This is a genomic window from Leucobacter sp. cx-328 (genome assembly GCF_014530035.1).
Lineage (GTDB): Bacteria > Actinomycetota > Actinomycetes > Actinomycetales > Microbacteriaceae > Leucobacter.
The window spans coordinates 531,975-552,106 of the sequence record NZ_JACVMX010000001.1; the positions used below are offsets into that span (position 1 = coordinate 531,975).

Sequence of the window (20,132 nt, forward strand, 5' to 3'; positions counted from 1 at the left end):
TTCTTGCGAGGGTCGTCTCTGCGAGGCGTCTGGTATCCCGGAATTGTGTGGTGCATGAGCGGTGGTTGGTGGCCGGTGGCGGTCGCCAACCACCGCTCATTTGTTGAGCTCGCGCTTCTTGGGCTCGAACTGAAGTTCACACCGGAGCTCGACGTCGAAGGCGCACAGCACAGTGGGGCCGCTACCTATCAAGCACATTGCCAGCTACTGGCCCTTGCGTAGCGCTCCACGAACTATTGCGTTCTCACTGGTGTGGGCTTTGTGGCGCATACTGCGCCGCTGTCGAGAAAAGAGGGCGCGGCCAGTGGCCGCACCGAACATCCACAGTCTGAGGGAAAGTGGCGCGGGGCTGGGTTGTGGTGGCTGCTCGCCACGCCGAGACCCCTGCGTCACCACGACGAAAAAGGCCGTTTCTCACTTAGGAGGCACTTTCATGCGTATGAAAGGCCCTGTTTCGGGAGAAACAGTCGATCTCGCGGGGTTGAAACGCAAGGGTTGCGAAGCGAGCGGCGCGGGGTTCGGACGAGACACCGAGGGCCGCGGCCCACGGCCCCCAGAAGCCGTGACCCTACAGCGCAGTGAACCGCGACTGTGGCACGATGTCGCGCGAGATTCGGCAGTCGAGCAGGATGGTGCCCGTCGCGCCGGCGGCAATCCAGTGCTCCAGCGCGGTCAGATCAAGCAAGGTGCGCACCGTCACTCCGCGGGCACCAAACGCGTTTGCGATGCTCGCGAAGTCTACGTCGGGGATGAGCATGGGAGCTTCATCGAGCCCAAGCGCACCGTAGTGCGCGACCTCAGCACCGTAAGCGCCATCGTTCCAGACGACAATGACGGAACTCTGAGAGTTGCGCACGGCTGTTTCGAGGTCAGCGAGTGCCATCAGCCCACCGCCATCACCAGTGCTGAGCACCGTCGTCGTGGCGGGCGCAGCGGCAGCAACGCCGGCAATGGTGGAGATGCCAAGGCCAATCGTGTGAAATGTTGAGCCCACCATGATGAGCCGCTCGGGCGAACCGACAGGCCAGTACATGTTCGGCCAAGTCGAGGAGCGGTTGCCATCGACCGTGATGTGGATGTTCTCTGGGAGGATGTCGCCTATGCGTGCCGCGACCGAGCGAGGATCGAGCTTGCCGTCAGCGCAGATACCGTCGGGATGCGCATCGAGGCCATTCTCACGCACGCGGAGCGCGCCGCCAGGTTCGAGTCCCTCGACGGTTTCGCGCCAGCCCTTGGACGTGCCACCAGCGGTGGCGTAAGCGCCAGTAAGGGTCTGAAGGGTCGCCTTGGCGTCTCCCTGGAGCATCATGTGGCGCTGGTCATGCACCCCAGGAGGGGCAGCGAGCTGCTGCTCATCGATGCGAATGATCTTGGCGGCTGAGCCAAAGATTGAACGGAAGCGAGCTGAGACGCGCTCGAAGCTGGCACCAACAATAATCACAACGTCTGCAGACGCGATGTACTCACCAGCATTTGGCTGGGCAAAACCACCAGAGACGCCGAGATCAAACTCGGGACGTGGGAATACGTTGCGTGCGAGTGCGGTCGTGGCGGTGAGTGCGCCGAGGCGGTCCGCGATGACACCGAGCTCTTGCTGAGCGCACGCGAGGACAGCGCCATGACCGGCAAGTACGAGCGGCCGCTCTGCTGCGAGCAATGCGGAAACCGCGTTGTCGACCTGTAGCTTTGTCGGTGCGATCTTGGTGGGAGCAGTAGAGATCGACGGCTTGGTCGGAGCGGCTGCCACCGAGGCGAGCAAGCTGGCGAGCACCGCGGGGTCGTTTGCATCGATTGCCTCAGACGGCATGCGCTGAATATCGACGGGGCCAGTGGTGCTGCGCGTCGGGGCGACGACGAGATCGCAGGGAACTGCGAGCACGACCGGGCGACGAGCCCGAAGCGCGTACGAGACGGCGCGGTCGACGATCTCGTCAATGCCGCGTACCTTGAGCTCGTACGTGCGCACGCCGAGTGCTGCTGCAAGCATCTCCTGGTCGACATCCCATGGACGACGGCCGTCTGTCGGTGCATCACCGACCACCATAAGTAGCGGGGTGCGTGCGTGTGCTGCCTCAGCCAGTGACGTCAAAGCGTTGGTGAAGCCGGGGCCGTAGGCAGTCGTGGCGATGGCGAGGCGGCCACTGATCCGCGTGTACGCGTCTGCAGCTGCGACCGCGCCAGCCTCATGGCGTACCGCGGTATACGGGACGCCGAGGTCAACGAGCCCTTGGACAAGATGTGCATTGCCGGTTCCCATCAGGCCGAAGCTGCGACCGGCGTGCCGTGCGAGGGCAGACGCGAGTGCACTGGAGAGGGAAATAGAAGAGGAATGCGACATCGTCATCCTTTGTAAAACTGCGTGTTGCTACGAAGTGTAGCGGGCTGAATATGCGGAGAGGGGCTCAAAATCCGAAACGGATCTCGAGCCCCTCATTCGCTATGCGGGAAAGCGCTTACTTCGCTGCGAAGCGGAAGAGCTTCTTGTTTGCGAACTCAAGCATGCCGACGCGGCCAAGCTCGCGGCCGTAGCCCGACTTCTTGACGCCACCGAAGGGAACGTCTGCACCTTCGAGGCCTGCGCCGCCGATGAAGACCATGCCTACGTCGAGCTGGTTACCAACCTGCTCAGCGCGGTCGAGGTCGTCACAGATGATGACCGAACCGAGGCCGTAGGGCGACGAGTTAGCGAGCTCGATTGCCTCTGCATCGCTCGATACGCGGTAGAGCTGCGCAACCGGGCCGAAGAGCTCCTGGCTGTACACGTCCATTGCGGGAGTGATGTTGGTGAGTACGGTCGGGGTGTAGAGGTTGCCCTCGGGGGTGTTGTTGCCCACGAGAACGTCTGCGCCCTGATCGAGTGCGCCCTGAACCTGTGCGGTGAGACCCTTGGTCGCAGCAGCCGACGACATGGGACCGAAGTCGCCTGCCTCGTACGACTGGCCTGCAATTGCAGCCTTGAACTTCTCGGTGAACTCGTCGAAGTACTTGTCCATAACGACGATGCGCTTCGAGCCGTTGCATGCCTGGCCGGTGTTCTCCATGCGGCCGCCAACAGCGTGCTCAACTGCGTGATCGAGATCATCGGTGTCGAGAACGAGGAAGACGTCCGAACCGCCGAGCTCGAGAACGCACTTCTTGAGCTCGCGGCCTGCCTGCTCAGCAACGATTGCGCCTGCGCGCTCCGAGCCGGTCAGCGAGATGCCCTGGACGCGATCGTCTGCAATGATGTCAGCGATCTGGTCGTGGGTTGCGAACACGTTGACGTATGCGCCCTTGGGGAAGCCTGCGTCAAGGAACAGCTGCTCGAGCGCGAGAGCCGATTCGGGGCACTGTGCAGCGTGCTTGAGCACGATGGTGTTGCCGAGAATGAGGTTCGGCACTGCGAAACGTGCAACCTGGTAGTAAGGGTAGTTCCAGGGCATGATGCCGAGGATGACGCCGGTGCCCTGGAAGCGGAAGAAGGTCTTGAGACCGTCTTCTACCTGGAGCTCCTCGTCAGCGAGCCATGCCTCAGCGTTGTCTGCGAATGCAGCGGTGATTGCACCAGAGAACTCAGCCTCGCCAACTGCCTGCTCGAGGGGCTTGCCCATCTCGCGGTTGATGATTGCGCCGAGCTCGTCCTTGCGCTCGTCGAACAGCTCTGCTGCGCGCTTTGCGAGTGCTGCACGCTCGGCAACAGTCGTCTTGCGTGCCCAGTTCTGGTATGCGTCCTGTGCCGAGGCGAGAGCTGCCTCGATCTCGACTGCGGTTGCTTCCGGGTATTCCGAAATAGTTTCGCCCGTGGCCGGGTTAATGACGGCAAAAGTGCCCATACTTGACTCACTCCTTAGTGACTCGTCGGTGGCTTCGGTGAAGCAAGTCTCCCATACTTCGGAGGGTGATGCTAGGCACCGCGCCTTGCCTTTTCGGGGAGGATCAAGCTTGTGTCTGGATGTTATCAGTCGAATCGATGGGTTTTTACAACTGAATCCGAAGAAGGCGACCAAATCTGGTGATTTGGTCGCCTTCGCGGCTAATTGAGAGGAATCGGAATTGTCAATGTTCCGGTCTCGGCTGGTGGTTCGATGTCGCGTCCGAGCATGTCTGGGATCCACTTCATCGTGCACGCGGCAACAACCGCGCTGATCAGGAGAAGTGTCGCAGAGACGAGGATTGCGCCGATTGCGCCACTCGAGTCGATGGCAATGCCGGCAATTGCCGAACCGATTGCGACACCAACGAGCTGACCGGTGCCGATCCAGCCGTACGCCTCAGCGGTTTCTGAGAATTTCACGGTTGTTCCGATGACACTCGAGATTGCTGCAAACACGGGCGCGGTACCCATGCCACCAATAAAGAGGACTACGCACAGGAACCACATTTCCTGGCTGATGAGCGTCGCGAGGGTGCCAGTGAGCACGATGCAGATGCGAAGCAGCATCGACCAGGGGCGCATCTGGCGGTGGCCGAAGAGCAAGCCGCCGACAAGCGAACCGCCAGCGAAGCAAGCGAGCACGATGCCTGATTCGATGCTGCTGCCGTGGGAGCCTGCATCACCGGGTGGCGTGAACGCGGCAATGATGCCAGCCTCGATTGCCGCGAAGGACGCGACAAAGAAGAAGCCAATGACCGTCGTGATGATGACGGTGGGGCGCCGCAGTACGGCGCCGAAGCCACGCTTTGCGCGCGGCAGCTTGACGGTGCCGAGGGCGGGACTGGAAATGAACCAGGCGCCGCCGAGCAGCATGAAGCCAGCAGCCGTGCACAAGCCAACGGTCGTGCCGAGCTGGGAGGTGATAAAGACTGCAACGACCGGACCGAGGACCCAGATGAGCTCCTGCGCAGCTGCGTCAAGCGAGAACAGGCCAGCAATTTGATTGTTCGGCACGAGTCTGGGGTAAATCGTGCGCACGGCCGGTGTCACGGGCGGCGTGAAGAGGCCGGTGAGTACTGCGAGCGCCGTCAGAATTAGCAGGGGCAGATGCACAAACGCCATGACGGCAAGCGCCGCAGCGCACAGCAGCGTAGTGATCGACAATACGGGTCGCATGCCCCAGCGGCCCATAAATCGACTCGCGAGCGGTCCAGAGACCGCCTGACCGACACTCGCCGCAGCCAGCACGATGCCTGCAGACGTATAGTCGCCGTACATCTGTTGCACATGCAGCAGCAAGATGATCGACAGCATTCCGAAAGGGAACCTCGCGGTGAGCTGGGAAACGATCACACGGTAAACTCCCGGATTCCGTCCGAGATCGCGATAGATGCCCATCACAGAATCCTACCGCTCCGCGGGAGCGTTTTTCGCCACTATGCCGACTCGGCAAGCACCTTTCTGATGCGCTGCAATGAAACTGATTCAGAAGTTCGCAACTGCTGCGCGAAGAGACTAATACGGAGTTCCTCGACCAACCAACGGGTATGCACAATTTGCGGGAGTGCGCGCGGGCCGAGTGGAATGGTACCGCCTGCATCCGCGAACATCGCAAGCGCCCGATCCACATCGTTCTGCCAGGCCCTGTCGCGCCCGGGATTCTCGCGGAGCCCCTGCATACGAATCTGCACACCCTCCAGATACACGGGAAGACGTTCGAGCTGGGCGAGCCCGGTCTGCGAGACAAACCCGTCGAAGACGAGCCCATCAACCTGCTTTGCGGCATCGGCCACCTGACTCAGTACCTGAATCGCCTTCGCGCCGTCGATCGCCTTGCGCGCGAGCCGCGCGCCGTCGAGCACGCGGGCCGTGAGCGCAATTGCGCCGTAGATCTCGTCGAGCAGGCTGCGCGCGTAGTCGTTCGCGATTGCTTCGAAATCTTCGGCTCGCCACACGAGGCCATCAGGGCAGTGGCGGCGGATCACGCGGTCTGCGACCGCGAGCGAGACATCGGCGATCGCGGCGTCGAGCGTGCGGTACGGGCCAGCACCGAGCAGCAGCTTCTCCTGGTTCGAGAGGTGCTCGCGGACGTAGCTTGCTGGTGACGGCGAGCTGAGCACGAGCAGGCGGCGGATGCCGCGGCGCGACAGGCGTACCTGCTCCGACTCGTCTGCCACGAGACCGAGATCGACGCTCGTGCGGCGATCGACGATCGCCGGGTACGCGCGAACGACGCCTGCGCCCGATCCACGCCCCTTGGCGAAGCCAGTGTCAACGTACTTCGGAAGATCTCCGAAGTCCCAGGTGGTAGCTCCGCGTTTATCGAGCGTACTCGTCGGCATCGCGGCAGCTGCGACCTTGGCTACACCCTGGTTCGCTTGCTGCTTGTGCGCTGCCTTCAGCTCTGCAAGATCCTTGCCAGCACCGATCGTGCGACCGCGCGCATCAATGACGCGGAACGTTGGGGTCAAGTGAGCAGGCAGCCGCTCAGTATCGAAGTCCTTCGGCGACACCTGCATGCTCGCGCGACGACGAATCTCGTCAGCGAGCAGCTGGGTCAGTGAGGCCTCACCGGCATCGAGCTTGGGGCCCACTGCTTCAAGTAGCGTGCGCGCCCAATCCGCTGCGGGCACGACATGGCGGCGGATCCCCTTCGGGAGCGTCTTAATGAGCGCCGTCACTAGCTCCTGGCGGAGTCCAGGCACGAGCTTCTCAAAGTCTTCGCCGTCGAGGCGGGGGAGCAACGGCAGCGGGACGTTAACGGTCACACCATCGTCTTCGGCTGTTGGGTCGAAGCGGTACTTCAACTTGAGCGTCTGATCGCCGTGACGCCACTGGCGCGGGAACTCGGTCTCGTCGACGACCTCGGCATCGTCCTCAACCAGGTCTTCGCGGCTGAGGTGCAGGAAGTTCGGGTCAGTCGTGCGCTTCTTTTTCCACCAGCCCTCGAAGCTGCGGGTTGACGTGACGTCCGCGGGGATGCGAGCGTCGTAGAACTCGAAGATTGCCTCGTCGTCTGAGACGATGTCGCGGCGGCGCGAGCGCTCCTCGAGTTGCTCGAGCTCGCGGCGCAACTGACGGTTCGCGCGGTCAAATGCCTGCGGTGAATCCCACTCGCCTTCGACGAGTGCGTGGCGAATGAAGAGTTCGCGTGCGTGCTCCTGATCGAAGCGAGCCAGCTGCACGCGGCGGCGATCGACGATGGGAACACCGAACAGTGTGACGCGTTCATAGGCGACGGCCGCACCCTGGTTTTTCTCCCAGTGCGGCTCGGACAGGTTGCGTTTCGCGAGCGGGCCAGCGAGCTCCTCAGCCCATGCCGGGTCGACGACCGCGTTCGAGCGTGCGAACAGGCGTGAGGTCTCGACGAGCTCGACGCTCATGATGACCTCGGGTGGGTTCTTTGCGAGCACCGAACCCGGATAGAGCACGAACTTCGTCCCACGCGAACCCAGGTATTCCTGCGCTGGCTTGCGCTTGCCGGTGCCGGCCACATTGCGACCACCACGGCCTGGCACGCTGCGATCCTGCTTGTCATCGCGCACACCGAGCTGCGAGAGCAGGCCAGCGAGCACGGAACGGTGGATAGCTTCGCCTGATCCGCCCTCAGTCTGTGCGCTCGGAGTGAGCTTGCCGCGTGGTACTCCAGCGATACGGGCGATCTGGCGGTACAGATCCATCCATTCGCGCACGCGCAGGAAGTTGAAGAACTCTGCCTTGCACAAGCGGCGGAAGGCACTCGATGAGAGTTCTTCCTGCTGTTCAAGGAGGTAGTTCCAGACGTTCAGGAGCGTCATGAGATCGCCCTGCGGATCCGAGAACCGACCGTGCAGCTCATCTGCCTTGCCGCGCTGTTCCTGCGGGCGCTCGCGTACGTCTTGAATTGTCAGGCCGGCAACAATCGCGAGGACGGCCGGCACGACGTCGTGCTTGCGCGCTTCGACCACCATGCGAGCGAAGCGTGGCTCAATTGGCAGGCGTGATAGTTCGCGACCGATCTGGGTGATCTTGTGTGAGGCGCCGCCACGACCACGGCCGCGGGAGTTCTTCCCAATCGCTTCGACCGCACCGAGTTCAGCAAGCAGACCAAGGCCGTCCGCGATACCGCGCTGATCGGGCGGCGTGAGGAACGGGAACTTCGCAATGTCGCCGAGGCCGAGCGACAGCATTTGCAGAATGACCGATGCGAGACCTGTTCGGCGAACCTCTGGCTCAGTAAATTCTGGACGCGCGAGGAAGTCTTCTTCTGAATAGAGGCGGATCGCGATACCCGCGCTGGTGCGGCCAGAACGGCCGGAGCGCTGATTTGCGCTCGCCTGCGAGATCGCCTCGATGGGGAGACGCTGCACCTTGCTGCGCGCTGAGTAGCGCGAGATGCGCGCAGTACCTGCGTCGACCACATAGCGGATGCCGGGAACCGTCAGCGAGGTTTCGGCGACGTTGGTTGCGAGCACGATACGGCGGGTGCCACCCTGCCCACGCTCGAAGACGCGGTGCTGTTCTGCTGCAGAGAGTCGACCATATAGGGGGAGGATCTCGCTGGGCCGAGCGCGGTTGTTGCCGACCCTGCCACGGAGCGCATCGCTTGCGTCGCGGATCTCGGCCTCACCCGACAGGAACACGAGGACGTCGCCGGGCGACTCCTTGCCGAGCTCTTCGACCGCGTCGCCAATTGCGTCGAACATGTCGCGCTCGACGGTCACCACAGTGGGAGCACCACCCTTGGGGTTCGGGCGCTCAACCTTCTCGACGAGCGGCCGATACCGCACCTCAACCGGGAACGTACGACCGGAGACCTCAATAATGGGAGCCGGTTCGCCCGTCTGCACGTCAGCGAAGTGCTTCGCGAACGACTCCGGATCGATCGTCGCCGACGTGATGATGACCTTGAGGTCAGGACGACGGGGGAGCAGCGTCTTCAAATACCCGAGCAGGAAGTCAATATTCAGCGACCGCTCGTGCGCCTCGTCAATGATGATCGTGTCATAGGCCTTGAGATCGCGATCGCGGTGGATTGCGTTGAGCAAGATGCCGTCAGTCATGAGGCGGATCTTGGTATCGGCCGACACTTGATCGGTGAAGCGAACTTGGTAGCCGACGAGACCACCCAGCTCAGAGCCGAGCTCCTCTGCGATGCGTTCTGCAATGGTGCGTGCAGCGATCCGCCTCGGCTGTGTGTGCGCGATGCGCTCACGGCCGAGCGACAGGGCGATCTTGGGAAGCTGGGTCGTTTTACCCGAGCCGGTTTCGCCAGCGACGATCACAACCTGGTGATCGCGGATGGCGTCGGCAATTTCGTCTCGCATCTGCGATACGGGAAGCTCAGATGGAAACTCAATGCGGGGCGCGGGAAGTGTCATGACAGTGTCCATTATTCCAGGTGTCCCGGTTTACTGTCTGAAGCGGGATATTACGTCGGCGCGCCAAGATCCGCCTGGGAATCTAATAGGATGGGTCGCATGTCCAAGGTTCTTTCTTCTCTTCCCGTAGGCGAGCGCGTCGGCATCGCCTTCTCCGGTGGTCTCGACACCTCGTGTGCTGTGGCATGGATGCGCGAAAATGGCGCGATTCCCTGCACCTACACCGCTGACATTGGTCAGTACGACGAGCCCGACCTTGATGGTGTCGCAGCGCGCGCCAAGGAGTACGGTGCAGAGATTGCCCGACACGTTGACGCGAAGCGTGCACTCGTCGAGGAGGGCTTCGTCGCGCTCCAGACCGGTGCTTTCAACGTCCGTTCGGGCGGCAAGACCTACTTCAACACCACCCCGGTTGGTCGTGCTGTCACCGGCACCCTCCTCGTGCGTGCAATGAAGGAAGATGACGTCGACATTTGGGGCGACGGCTCGACCTACAAGGGCAACGACATCGAGCGTTTCTACCGCTACGGTCTCATGGCAAACCCGAGCCTGCGCATCTACAAGCCATGGCTGGACAGCCAGTTCGTTGAGGAGCTCGGCGGCCGCGCAGAGATGAGCGAGTGGCTCGTTGCAAACGGCTACCCGTACCGTGACTCGACCGAGAAGGCATACTCGACCGACGCAAACATCTGGGGAGCGAGCCACGAGGCAAAGCACCTCGAATTCCTCAACAACGGCCTGGACATCGTCGAGCCCATCATGGGTGTTGCAGCATGGCGTGAAGACGTCGAGGTTCTCACCGAAGAGGTCTCGGTTCGCTTCGAAGCAGGTCGCCCGGTTGCGATCAACGGAGTTGAGTACGACGATCCCGTAGCGCTTGTGTACGAGGCAAATGCAATCGGTGGCCGTCACGGCCTCGGTATCTCGGATCAGATCGAGAACCGCATCATCGAAGCGAAGTCGCGTGGCATCTACGAGGCTCCGGGTATGGCTCTGCTGCACATCACCTACGAGCGCCTCGTCAACGCAATCCACAATGAGAACACCCTCGCTTCGTACCACAACGATGGTCGCAAGCTTGGTCGCCTCATGTACGAGGGCCGCTGGCTCGATCCCGAGTCGCTCATGCTTCGCGAGGCACTGCAGCGCTGGGTTGGCTCGGCAGTGACCGGTGAGGTCACCCTGCGCCTCCGCCGTGGCGACGACTACACGATCCTCAACACCGAGGGCCCGAACCTCAGCTACCATCCCGAAAAGCTCTCGATGGAGCGCACCGTGGGTGCCGCGTTCGGTCCCCAGGACCGTATCGGTCAGCTCACCATGCGTAACCTCGACATCGCTGACTCGCGTCAGCGTCTCGAGCAGTACGCGGCACTCGGCCTCGTCGGCGGCGCTACGGCAGCACTCGTTGGCAAGCTCGAAGCAGGCGGCGCATCGGAGATCGCGAACGCTGTTGGTGGGATCGACCAGGAGGCCGACACCCTCGGCCTCTCGGCTGCGTTCGATGCAGGCACCGACTAAGCCTTAGCTGCTTTTACGGGCAAACCCCTCGAAACGGGGCCTTTCTCTCGAAAACGATAGTTTCAACCCGTTGAAACTATCTGTCTCGGCAGAAACGGCCCTTTTTGAGGGGTTTACTCGTGTTTGGGGTGTGCGTGAGTGGCCCCTCCCGCCCTTGCTCGGACTCAGCTAGGAGCGGTCAACGAGCTTGCGCAAGCTTCAGCCGGTGTCGGCTAGGTCAGCGGTGTGAGGCGGAGCCACTTTGACCCGCATGGCGGACAAACCTCCCCATCCCCAGCCTTCGCCGGGGAAAGAATGGGCCGGCCTCGCGGCCGGGCGGCCTTATTGAATCCACCAGGCCCTCTGTGGGGTGAGGGCGTGCGTGTTTTGCCCTCGCAGCTCGCGGTTTCCGCGGCCGCCGGGCCAACCCCTCGAAACAGGGTGTTTCTGCCGAGAACTATAGTTTCAGCCGGCTGAAACTAGCCATCTCGGCAGAAAGCGCCCATCTCGCGGGGTTGACCCAGGCAAAGCAGACAAACCGCACCCACACCGCCCCAAACACCAACCCGCGCCACGCGCACCGCACCCGCCGGCGCAAAAAAATATTCGCAACAGCCCACCCGGTTATTGCGAATACTTTTACCCCTTGTTGCTGGGGTGTCACCCTTGAAGAGGGAGGAGCTTAGGAAGCTCGGCGTGCACGTGCCGCACGACGCTTCAGTGCGCGACGCTCGTCCTCGCTCAGGCCGCCCCAGACGCCCGAGTCCTGACCAGTGTCCATTGCGTACTGGAGGCACATCTCGGTGACCGAGCAACGTGCGCAAACTGCCTTTGCGCGTTCGATCTGATCTACTGCCGGGCCGGTGTTACCGACCGGGAAGAAGAGCTCGGGGTCTACGGTGAGACAAGCGGCCTTCTCGCGCCAATCCATACTTATTTCCTCCTGTTTGGTTTTCGCACAGGCACGGAACAGGAGAGGCAGATAGCCTTACAGTTGCGCGCTGCACGTGAACACGTGAATGAGCATGCTCACGTCAGTGTGCGCGGAACTCGATGATGTATATATCGTTGCATGTAAATGAACAGTAATCAATAGTTTATTTCTCGTAATTTTCGCCAGGAGTATTTTTCAATGTCTGAAGACGTCACCCCCAGCGACTACGAGGTCGCGCTGAACGCCTCAAAGTCCCCGAAATCACGTCTCGGGTGGACCATTTTGCGGCTCATCCTCGTACTCGAGTCGCTCGCTGGACTGGTTGTCCTCTGGCAGACTTTCAGCGGTGTTCTTGGCGATACCGGTGCCCCGGCCGGCCTCCGTGCCAGCATCATTATTTCGGTCGTTCTTAGCTGGATCTGGGTGGCAGTGACCGCCTACGGTGCAGTGAAGGGGACGCCGAGTTGGGCGCGCGGATCTGCCATCACGATCCACATTCTGATGTTTTCAGCGGCGGTCGGCATTCTGCAGGGAATCCTTGGCACCGTGGCCGTCGGCATAGCACTGCTTCTCGTTGCCATCATTGCGATCATCGGTACTGTCATTGCGCGCCCGACGCCGCCCGAGCCACTTGACGAGTAACTGTCGCCATAACTCGCAGCCTGCTCCGCAGGAGTTACTGTTTGCGATTCTGTGTAAGCACGGCCCTGCGCGAAAGCTCGATTGACCAGGCACCGCCTGCCAAGACCGTTGGCGCGAAGCACAACACGAGTATCTCGCAGAGTGCTGGCATGAGTTGCATGCCCACCCAAATCGCAACGGCTGCGACGGCTGTGGACACGGCCGCGGGGAATGCCGCTGCTCGGGCCAGCCTAAAACGCGCCCGATCGGGGCGACCGTCGTGGTAAACAGCGGGAAGCAGGCGCAGCCCGAACAGCGCTATAAGCACGCCTATGCAGAGTGGCGTGAGCCACTCTGCCAGGACGTTGACTAGGGTGTCAACGCTCAACGCTCAACGCTCAACGCTCATTGCTTCCCTTGCGGACAAGGCGCGGCTTACACCTCGACGATCTTGCGAATGCGCGCAACGTGGCCGGTGGCCTTGACGTTATACAGCGCCTGCTCAATCTTGCCATCGGCGTCGATGATGAAAGTCGAACGAATGACGCCCTTCAGGAGGCGTCCGTACGAGTTCTTCTCACCGTACGCACCGTACGCGACGAGCGTTTCCTTCGAGGGATCGCTCAGCAGTGGGTAGTCGAGTGCATCGCGCTCTGCGAACTTTGCCTGCTTCTCGACGGTATCGGGAGAGAGCCCGAGTACCTGGAAGCCTGCGGCTTCAAGCGGTGCTGTCGAATCACGGAAATCGCATGCCTCTTTCGTGCAACCCGGCGTCATTGCGGCCGGGTACACGAAGATGATGACGCGCTTACCGCGGAACTCTGTGAGGGTGCGAACGTTGCCGTCCTGATCCTGCAGCGAAAAGTCGGGTGCCGCCTGGCCTGGCTCGAGAATGATGCGATCGGTCATGCTTTCCACTCTATGGCAAAAGGCGGCGAAGCGACTCGACGCGCAACGCGCCCATCGCGTCGAGTCGCTCGTCTGCGATCGCGAGGTCGAGCTCGCAGTCAGGAGCGTCCTCGCGGTGCGTACAGCCGCGGGGGCAGCTGTCAATGAGCGTCGCGAGGTCGACAAAGCCGCTCAGAATGCCCTCAGCGGTCACGTGGCCAAGGCCGAACGAGCGCACACCTGGCGTGTCGACGACCCAGCCGGGATCCACGTCTGCGTCCTCGCTCGAACCGACGCCGCCGCGCGGCATCCGGAACGCCACCGACGATGACGAGGTGTGGCGGCCGCGGCCGGTCACTTCGTTCACGTGTCCGGTCGCACGATCCGCCTCGGGTACGAGCGCGTTGATGAGCGTTGACTTGCCGACTCCTGAGTGGCCGACGAAGACGGTCGTCTTGTCTTCGAGCTGGGCACGAATCGCGGCGAGCACGCCGTCGGGTGCGTCCTCTTCCCAGTCAGCTGGCGAGCTGCGGAATACGGGCACCTCAAGGCCAGCAAAGTGCGCGAGGAACGGCTCTGGGTCAGCAAGGTCGCACTTGGTGATGCACAGGATCGGTGAGATGCCTGCGTCGTACGCTGCGACGAGGTAGCGGTCAACGAGGCGCACGCGCGGTTCGGGGTTTGCCGCTGCGATGACAATGAGCATCTGATCGACGTTCGCGACCATGACGCGCTCGACGGTGTCGCTGTCGTCCGCGCTACGGCGCAGTAGAGTCTTGCGATCTTCGAGACCGACGATGCGCGAGAGCGACCCCTCTTCGCCGGAGATGTCGCCGACGAGCTGCACACGGTCACCGATGACGATCGGGGTGCGGCGCAGCTCACGGGCGCGTGCCGCCGTGATGGAGCGTTCGGTGGGGTCGTGCGGATCCGCGTCCTTCGGCACAAGCGTGGTGTACCGGCCGCGGTCAACCGCGGTGACCATGCCGATGACGGCGTCTGCGTGTTCCGGGCGACGCTTCGTGCGGGGCCGGTTTGCCTTCGGGTTCGGTCGGCTACGAATGCGGTGATCCGCATACTCCGCGTAGGGGCCGTCGAGATCGTCGTCGTCAGAAGTCAGCCAGCTCATACGGTCAGTCCATTGCCGAGGTCGAAGAACATGGGTTCGGCTGGCTCCTCCGAGGACGCGTCGATAACGGTCCCGGTTGCGAGCGCGGTCCAGAGCTCGGGGAACTCCGGCAGCGTCTTTGACGTGCAGGCGATGTCGTCGATCATGACGCCGGGTACGCGCAGACCGATGAGCGCACCAGCCTGTGCCATGCGGTGATCAGCGTATGCGCGCCAGGGGCCACCGGTGATGGGAGCCGGGGTAATCGCGATGCCGTCTTCAAGTTCTTCAGCATCGCCACCGAGTGCGCGGATCTCTGCCACGAGGGCGGCAATTCGGTCAGTCTCGTGATGGCGGATGTGACCAATGCCGGTAATCTTGCTCGGCGAATCAGCGAGCGCTGCGAGCGCCACGAGAACGGGAGCGAGCTCGCCAGCCTCGGGAACGTGCAGCTCAACACCGGAGATCTTGCCCGTGCCGGAGACCGTCAAGCGGTCGCCATCCAGGCTCACCGATGCGCCAAACTTCGGCAATAGCTCGCGCAGGTGATCGCCGACCTGGGTCGTCACGGCGGGCCAGTGTGGCACGGTCACGGAGCCACCAACGACGAGCGCAGCGGCAAGGAACGGCGCCGCGTTCGACAGATCAGGTTCGATCGTGAGATCGAGGGAGCGGATCGGTCCAGGTGCCACACGCCATTCACCCGTCGCGGGGGAGCCAGCGTCGACACCACGAGCGCGCAGCGCTTCAAGGGTCATCTCGATGTGCGGGACGCTCGGCAGGCGGTCTCCGGTGTGGACCACGTGAACGCCCTCATCGAAGCGTGCGCCAGAGAGCAGCAGGCCAGAAACAAACTGGCTCGAGAGTGAGGCGTCGAGCTCGACGCGGCCGCCTCGGAGGCTGCCGGTGCCGTGCACGGTAAAGGGAAGTGCGCCGCGGCCATCGTCTGCAATGTCAGCACCGAGGGCCGAGAGTGCCTCGAGAATGGCACGCATTGGGCGCTTGCGGGCGTACGGGTCCCCGTCAAACGAGGTGGGGCCGAGCGCGAGGGCTGCGACCGCGGGAACGAAGCGCATGACCGTGCCGGCGAGTCCGCACTCGACCGAGGTCGATCCGCGCAACTCTGCAACCGGGGTGATGCGTAGATCGGGGCCATAGGGGCCGCTGCCAGGCAACTCCTCGATCACGGTGCCGAACGAGCGAAGCGCCTCAACCATGAGGTTTGTGTCGCGCGAATGGAGCGGGGCACGCAAGGTGCCAGTGCTGTCAGCGAGTGCCGAGAGGATAAGTTCGCGGCCCGTCAGCGACTTTGAGCCGGGAAGCGGTACGACCGCCGCGAGCTCGTGAGCCGCAACCGGTGCAGCCCATGCCTGATCGCCACCGTCGAGTGCATCGCTTGAGCGCGCCTCGTCGCCGTCATTGCCTGAGTTCATTTTTCCGACCAACATCACTGCCGAGTCTATCCCGCGGGCCGATGCTGAAGCCATTGCGCACGCATACGTGACGGTTTGCAGCAAGATCCGGGTAAACCGCAATAGGATCGGAATGTGAGTGAAACCGAGACCCTCAAAGCGCGATTCGCCGAAGATGCGCTGCCGTTGCTCGACCAGCTCTATGGTGCAGCGATGAAGATGACGCGAAACCCAGCCGACGCGCAAGACCTGGTGCAAGAGACCTATCTCAAGGCATTCGCGGCGTTTGCCCGCTTTGAACCGGGCACGAACCTCAAGGCCTGGCTCTACCGCATCATGACGAACACCTATATCAACAGCTATCGCAAGAAGCAGCGAGAGCCGCACCTGGGAGTCGTTGAAGAGCTCGAAGAGTGGCAGCTTGGTGGAGCCGAATCGACTACCGCAGCACCCACATCGACTCAGTCGGCAGAAGCAGAAGCGATTGATCGGACACCAGCGAGCGTGGTGACTGACGCGCTTGCTTCGTTGAAGGAAGACTTCCGCATCGCGGTCTACCTCGCCGATGTTGAGGGCTTTAGCTATCAGGAGATTGCGGAGATCGTTGGCGTTCCGATTGGCACGGTCATGAGCCGCCTCCATCGCGGGCGCGCCAAGCTTCGTCAGCTGCTTGGGGAATACGCGAGCGAGCAGGGCGTTGGACTCAGTAAGAACACAAACACATCAGCGAAGGGAGTATGACGATGCAGAACGACACCGTCAACGACTGCGGCTGTGAGACGGCTCGCGCCAAGCTCTATGACTGGCTACGCGGCGAGCTGTGCACCGAAGACTCGGCACCTATCCGTGAGCATCTCACGAACTGCGCGAACTGTCGGAGCGAGCAGTCAGTGTGCGAGAGCCTCACCGAGGTCATTAAGCGCGTCTGCGAAGACGAGCGTGCAGATTGTGCGCCCGCTGACCTGCGTGACGCAATCCTGCGAGGGCTCCAGGCTTAGCGCCTCCGCTCGCCTAGCCGCGCCAGGTAGTTGGCGGCAGCTCGAGTCGTGCCGCGAGCAGCTCTTGGGTGTAGGGGTGCTCGGGCTGTGTGAGGATCTGCGCGGTCGGGCCGTCCTCCACAATGAGACCGTTGCTCATGACGACCGTGCGTTCCGCGAGCTGCGGCACGATGCTGAGGTCGTGCGTGATCGTGATCATCGTGAGGCCGAGCTCCGCCCGCAGCTGCGCGAGCAGCTCAAGCACGTGTGCCCGCACGAGCACGTCGAGCGCGCTCACTGGCTCGTCACCGACGAGGAGCTCTGGGTGGTGGATGAGGGCGCGAGCTATCGCGATCCGCTGCCGCTGGCCGCCGGAAAATGCGCGCGGCAAGCGATCAACGGCGTCTGCCGGGAGGCCAACGCGTACGAGCATCGCGCGCGCCATCTCCAGCTGTTCTTCGCGACTGCACGGCTCCGCTGCCGACTCCAGCGGCTCGGCTACTGAGTCACCAATCGTGCGTCGCGGATTGAACGACGAGTAGGGGTCCTGGAACACGAGCCCGGTTCGGCGCCGCAACCACACGAGGTCGTCGGTGCGCGGATCGACCTTCCGCCCGTCGAAGGCAACCTCGCCACTCGTGGGCTTGCTCAAGCCAAGCAACTGACGCGACAGCGTCGTCTTGCCCGAACCTGATTCGCCAACGATCGCGACGCTCTGGCCGCGAGGCACCTCAAGCGTGACGCCAGCGAGCGCGTGCACCCGATTGCGCTTGCCGAACAGGGTGTGCGCAGGCGTACGGTACACCTTGGTGACGTCGCGTGCAGCGACGAGCGGCTGAACACCGTTCTCGGTCATGCGGGAGCACCTCCTGCCGCAGCGATGAGCGCGCGAGTGATCGCGTGCGCCGGCCGTTCCAAGATTTCGAGAGTGGATCCAGACTCAACCACCCGGCCAGCGTCGAACACGAGGATGCGGTCAGACACGAGCTGGATCGCCGCGATATCGTGCGAGATGCACAGGAGCGAGCAGTCGCCGCGATCAACGATGGTGTTGAAGAGGTCGAGCACGCCGCGCTGCACCGAGACATCGAGTGCGGTGGTGGGCTCATCAGCGAGTAACAGACCTGGTGAGGCTGAGATCGCAGCGGCGATGGCCGCGCGTTGGCGCTGGCCACCAGAAACTTCATGCGGGTAGGCGTTGACCATCCGAGCGGGATCCTTGAGACTCACCTGGGTCGCGAGGCGGACTGCAGCGGCCTGACGTTCACTTCGACTCAAACGGTAGTGCAGGGCGAGTGCATCGGTCATTTGCGTACCAAGGGTCTGAAACGGGCTGAGCGCCGTCTTGGGTTCCTGGAACACCATGCCGATCTGGTCGCCGCGCAATTTCGCGAGCTCTCGCTCTGACAGCGAGAGCAGCTCGGTCGTTGTGCCATCGGGCTGCCCGATCTGCACCGAACCGGTGGCCGTCGCCTCATCGGGAAGCAGCCCGGCGATGGCGAGCGCGGTGAGGGTCTTGCCCGAGCCTGATCCGCCGATAATACCGACGCGCTCACCAGCTGCGACCTCGAAGGAAACGTCGTGCACAACGTCTGTGCCGGCGATCGAGATTGAGAGGTTTTGCACACGCAAGGTGAGTGACTGAGTCATTGTCGTGCCTCCTGCTGGTCTGCGTCACGGCCGCCCTTTTCGAGCGCGTCACGCAGCGCGTCACCGAGCAGAAAGAATGCGAGCACCGTGATCGTAATTGCGAGGCCTGGCCACAAGACCGACAGCGGATGCACTGAAATGTAGCGCTCCATGTCAGCGAGCATGCGGCCCCACGATGGGACATGGTTTGGTGCACCGAACCCGAGGAAGGACAGGCTCGATTCCGCGAGGACCGCGAGGCCCATGGAGAGGGAGAGCTGCACGAGGAATACCGGTCGCACGCCAGGCAAGAGGTGGCGCGTGAGGATTTTGCGGCGGGGGAGACCCGCTGCGCGCGCGGCGAGCACATAGTCCTCGCGGGCGATTTGGTGCAGATCGGCGCGGAGCACGCGACCGATGGAGACGCCAAACGCGATACCGAGCGCGGCGATCACGATGGGGATGCCGCTGCCGAAGACCGCGCTGAGCATCGCCGTCAGCAGGATCGTGGGGAACGCGACCGCAACATCGATGAGAACTGCGACGACCTCGCGAACGGGGCGCTTGCCGAGCCCGCCAGGGACGGCGAGCAAGAAGCCGATAGCACTCGCGACGACACCTGTGCCGAGCGCGACACCGAGTGAGACCTTGCTGCCGGCCATCAGGCGCGCGAAGATGTCACGGCCGCTGCCATCAGTGCCGAGCGGGTGCGCGGCAGAGGGCTGCTGCCAGATCTGCGAGGCGCTCGCGAAATTTGGACCTGCCGGGAGCCAAAACAGCGAGATGATCGCCACGAGCACCACGAGCGAGAGCACAATCACTCCCGCGCACCCGGCCGGGTTGCGCAGTATTGACTTCAGAGTGCGGATCATTCGCCTGCCCCCTTCAGTCGCGGGTCGAGCATGCGATGCACGACGTCGACGATCGCGCCGATCACGAGGATGAGGCCCGTGAGCACGAGCAGAATGCCCTGCACCTGCGGGAAGTCTCGGTCGCCGACATCAGTGAGGAGCATGCTGCCGAGGCCGGGAAGAGAGAAGAGCTTCTCGATGACGACCGCACCAACGATGAGCGCCGCAACCTGCAGCCCGAGCATCGAGACGACGGAGAGCCCGACACCTGGCAGGCCGTACTCGAGGAGGGCGCGGAGGCGCGTGCGACCCCGGGCCATAGCCGCGCGTACGTGCTCTGCCTCGAGCGCGCGAAGTGTCGCGCTGCGCACGAAGCGGAAGAGGATCGCGCCCTCCATGAGACCAATTGTCAGTGCGGGAAGGATAAGTGCTCGCAGCGCGGCGAGTGGATCGCTCCAGCCCTCACGCGGGAAACCCTGGGAGGGGAGCCAGCCGAGCCACTGCGACAGCACGAGAATTCCGAGCAGACCAGCCCAGACAACGGGTATCGCTGAGGCAAACGTGCTCGAGACGGTCACGATCTTGCCTGCTGCAGTGTTCGCGCGATACGCGGCAAACACGCCAAGCGGCAACGCCACGATGAGCATGACGATAAGTGAAAGGGCGGTGAGGGGAAGCGTTACTTCGGCCTTCTCCACCAAGCTCGCAGCGACGGGCTGGCCCGTCAGTGCGGAGGTGCCGAGATCACCGCGCAGTACGCCTCCCATCCAGGAGGCGTACTGCGTCATGAGCGGTTGGTTCAAACCGAGTTGCTCACGCAGCTCTGCGATGCGCTCAGGTGAAGCGTTCGTGCCACCGATCACCTGGGCAACGTCGCCTGGCAGCACGCGCAGTGTCGCAAAAATTACGACGCTGGCGAGTAGCCAAGCGAGGACGAGGAGTCCTGCTCTGGTGAGGATGAAACGAGTCACTCTACGAGAGTACCGGGCGATGCCCGTG

The 20,132-nt window shown here is 62.7% G+C and carries 16 protein-coding genes; 4 read left to right on the top strand and 12 right to left on the bottom strand.

The features are described 5' to 3' along the window. Positions 1–568: 568 nt before the first annotated feature. From ICL81_RS02215 to hrpA, 4 genes are all read right to left on the bottom strand, one after another. Entirely contained in the window at positions 569–2,338 is a 1,770-nt protein-coding gene (locus tag ICL81_RS02215; protein ID WP_188033331.1) for a thiamine pyrophosphate-binding protein, read from the bottom strand. Positions 2,339–2,453: 115 nt separating this feature from the next. Further along, positions 2,454–3,812: an NAD-dependent succinate-semialdehyde dehydrogenase gene (locus ICL81_RS02220; protein ID WP_188033332.1), complete on the bottom strand. Its 1,359-nt coding sequence runs from the start codon at positions 3,810–3,812 to the stop codon at positions 2,454–2,456. A gap of 200 nt (positions 3,813–4,012) precedes the next feature. Further along, a complete protein-coding gene (locus ICL81_RS02225) occupies positions 4,013–5,206 on the bottom strand; it encodes an MFS transporter (RefSeq protein ID WP_353055387.1) in 1,194 nt (397 codons plus the stop codon). 83 nt (positions 5,207–5,289) lie between these two features. Further along, positions 5,290–9,213, bottom strand: a complete 3,924-nt coding sequence (gene hrpA, locus ICL81_RS02230; RefSeq protein ID WP_188033334.1) for an ATP-dependent RNA helicase HrpA — start codon at positions 9,211–9,213, stop codon at positions 5,290–5,292. A 99-nt stretch (positions 9,214–9,312) separates the two neighbouring features. Between hrpA and argG the strand changes: the two genes are divergently transcribed. After that, positions 9,313–10,734 (top strand): argininosuccinate synthase, encoded by a 1,422-nt coding sequence (gene argG, locus ICL81_RS02235; protein ID WP_188033335.1) that lies wholly within the window; start codon positions 9,313–9,315, stop codon positions 10,732–10,734. A 661-nt stretch (positions 10,735–11,395) separates the two neighbouring features. Here argG and ICL81_RS02240 read toward each other — a convergent pair. Beyond that, positions 11,396–11,644, bottom strand: coding sequence for a WhiB family transcriptional regulator (locus ICL81_RS02240; protein WP_188022561.1), 249 nt, complete (start codon positions 11,642–11,644; stop codon positions 11,396–11,398). 201 nt (positions 11,645–11,845) lie between these two features. Here ICL81_RS02240 and ICL81_RS02245 point away from each other — a divergent pair, with 201 nt between their 5' ends. Next, the gene (locus ICL81_RS02245) at positions 11,846–12,289 is read left to right on the top strand and encodes a hypothetical protein (protein ID WP_188033336.1); all 444 of its coding nucleotides are present in this window, start codon (positions 11,846–11,848) and stop codon (positions 12,287–12,289) included. Positions 12,290–12,703: 414 nt separating this feature from the next. Here the strand turns inward: ICL81_RS02245 and bcp are convergent, their stop codons facing one another. The 3 genes from bcp to aroA are packed head-to-tail and all read right to left on the bottom strand — an operon-like array spanning position 12,704 to position 15,712. Continuing rightward, positions 12,704–13,177 (bottom strand): thioredoxin-dependent thiol peroxidase, encoded by a 474-nt coding sequence (gene bcp, locus ICL81_RS02250; RefSeq protein WP_188033337.1) that lies wholly within the window; start codon positions 13,175–13,177, stop codon positions 12,704–12,706. A gap of 10 nt (positions 13,178–13,187) precedes the next feature. Beyond that, positions 13,188–14,285: a ribosome small subunit-dependent GTPase A gene (gene rsgA / locus ICL81_RS02255; RefSeq protein WP_188033338.1), complete on the bottom strand. Its 1,098-nt coding sequence runs from the start codon at positions 14,283–14,285 to the stop codon at positions 13,188–13,190. After that, positions 14,282–15,712, bottom strand: a complete 1,431-nt coding sequence (gene aroA, locus ICL81_RS02260; RefSeq protein ID WP_188033339.1) for a 3-phosphoshikimate 1-carboxyvinyltransferase — start codon at positions 15,710–15,712, stop codon at positions 14,282–14,284. The genes rsgA and aroA overlap by 4 nt, the downstream gene beginning before the upstream one ends. A gap of 99 nt (positions 15,713–15,811) precedes the next feature. Here aroA and ICL81_RS02265 point away from each other — a divergent pair, with 99 nt between their 5' ends. Together ICL81_RS02265 and ICL81_RS02270 are read left to right on the top strand one after the other, a co-directional pair. Then, the gene (locus tag ICL81_RS02265; RefSeq protein WP_188033340.1) at positions 15,812–16,417 is read left to right on the top strand and encodes a sigma-70 family RNA polymerase sigma factor; all 606 of its coding nucleotides are present in this window, start codon (positions 15,812–15,814) and stop codon (positions 16,415–16,417) included. After that, positions 16,414–16,674 (top strand): zf-HC2 domain-containing protein, encoded by a 261-nt coding sequence (locus ICL81_RS02270; protein ID WP_251381612.1) that lies wholly within the window; start codon positions 16,414–16,416, stop codon positions 16,672–16,674. Before ICL81_RS02265 ends, ICL81_RS02270 begins: the two co-directional genes overlap by 4 nt. Before the next feature lie 13 nt (positions 16,675–16,687). On the opposite strand, the gene ICL81_RS02275 is transcribed toward ICL81_RS02270, so the two are convergent. The 4 genes from ICL81_RS02275 to ICL81_RS02290 are packed head-to-tail and all read right to left on the bottom strand — an operon-like array spanning position 16,688 to position 20,104. Further along, the gene (locus ICL81_RS02275; RefSeq protein ID WP_188033341.1) at positions 16,688–17,509 is read right to left on the bottom strand and encodes an ABC transporter ATP-binding protein; all 822 of its coding nucleotides are present in this window, start codon (positions 17,507–17,509) and stop codon (positions 16,688–16,690) included. Then, the gene (locus ICL81_RS02280; RefSeq protein ID WP_188033342.1) at positions 17,506–18,303 is read right to left on the bottom strand and encodes an ATP-binding cassette domain-containing protein; all 798 of its coding nucleotides are present in this window, start codon (positions 18,301–18,303) and stop codon (positions 17,506–17,508) included. The genes ICL81_RS02275 and ICL81_RS02280 overlap by 4 nt, the downstream gene beginning before the upstream one ends. Then, positions 18,300–19,154: an ABC transporter permease gene (locus ICL81_RS02285; protein ID WP_188033343.1), complete on the bottom strand. Its 855-nt coding sequence runs from the start codon at positions 19,152–19,154 to the stop codon at positions 18,300–18,302. Before ICL81_RS02285 ends, ICL81_RS02280 begins: the two co-directional genes overlap by 4 nt. Then, a complete protein-coding gene (locus ICL81_RS02290) occupies positions 19,151–20,104 on the bottom strand; it encodes an ABC transporter permease (protein ID WP_188033344.1) in 954 nt (317 codons plus the stop codon). Before ICL81_RS02290 ends, ICL81_RS02285 begins: the two co-directional genes overlap by 4 nt. Positions 20,105–20,132: the final 28 nt, after the last annotated feature.

What these genes read in the sequence shown, in the direction of transcription:
- ICL81_RS02245 (WP_188033336.1), top strand. Translation starts at nt 11,846, where the DNA reads ATGTCTGAAGACGTCACCCCCAGCGACTACGAGGTCGCGCTGAACGCC.
- ICL81_RS02240 (WP_188022561.1), bottom strand. Translation starts at nt 11,644, where the DNA reads ATGGATTGGCGCGAGAAGGCCGCTTGTCTCACCGTAGACCCCGAGCTC.
- ICL81_RS02280 (WP_188033342.1), bottom strand. Translation starts at nt 18,303, where the DNA reads ATGACTCAGTCACTCACCTTGCGTGTGCAAAACCTCTCAATCTCGATC.
- bcp (WP_188033337.1), bottom strand. Translation starts at nt 13,177, where the DNA reads ATGACCGATCGCATCATTCTCGAGCCAGGCCAGGCGGCACCCGACTTT.
- ICL81_RS02270 (WP_251381612.1), top strand. Translation starts at nt 16,414, where the DNA reads ATGACGATGCAGAACGACACCGTCAACGACTGCGGCTGTGAGACGGCT.
- hrpA (WP_188033334.1), bottom strand. Translation starts at nt 9,213, where the DNA reads ATGACACTTCCCGCGCCCCGCATTGAGTTTCCATCTGAGCTTCCCGTA.
- rsgA (WP_188033338.1), bottom strand. Translation starts at nt 14,285, where the DNA reads ATGAGCTGGCTGACTTCTGACGACGACGATCTCGACGGCCCCTACGCG.
- ICL81_RS02215 (WP_188033331.1), bottom strand. Translation starts at nt 2,338, where the DNA reads ATGTCGCATTCCTCTTCTATTTCCCTCTCCAGTGCACTCGCGTCTGCC.
- aroA (WP_188033339.1), bottom strand. Translation starts at nt 15,712, where the DNA reads ATGTTGGTCGGAAAAATGAACTCAGGCAATGACGGCGACGAGGCGCGC.
- ICL81_RS02220 (WP_188033332.1), bottom strand. Translation starts at nt 3,812, where the DNA reads ATGGGCACTTTTGCCGTCATTAACCCGGCCACGGGCGAAACTATTTCG.
- ICL81_RS02275 (WP_188033341.1), bottom strand. Translation starts at nt 17,509, where the DNA reads ATGACCGAGAACGGTGTTCAGCCGCTCGTCGCTGCACGCGACGTCACC.
- argG (WP_188033335.1), top strand. Translation starts at nt 9,313, where the DNA reads ATGTCCAAGGTTCTTTCTTCTCTTCCCGTAGGCGAGCGCGTCGGCATC.
- ICL81_RS02285 (WP_188033343.1), bottom strand. Translation starts at nt 19,154, where the DNA reads ATGATCCGCACTCTGAAGTCAATACTGCGCAACCCGGCCGGGTGCGCG.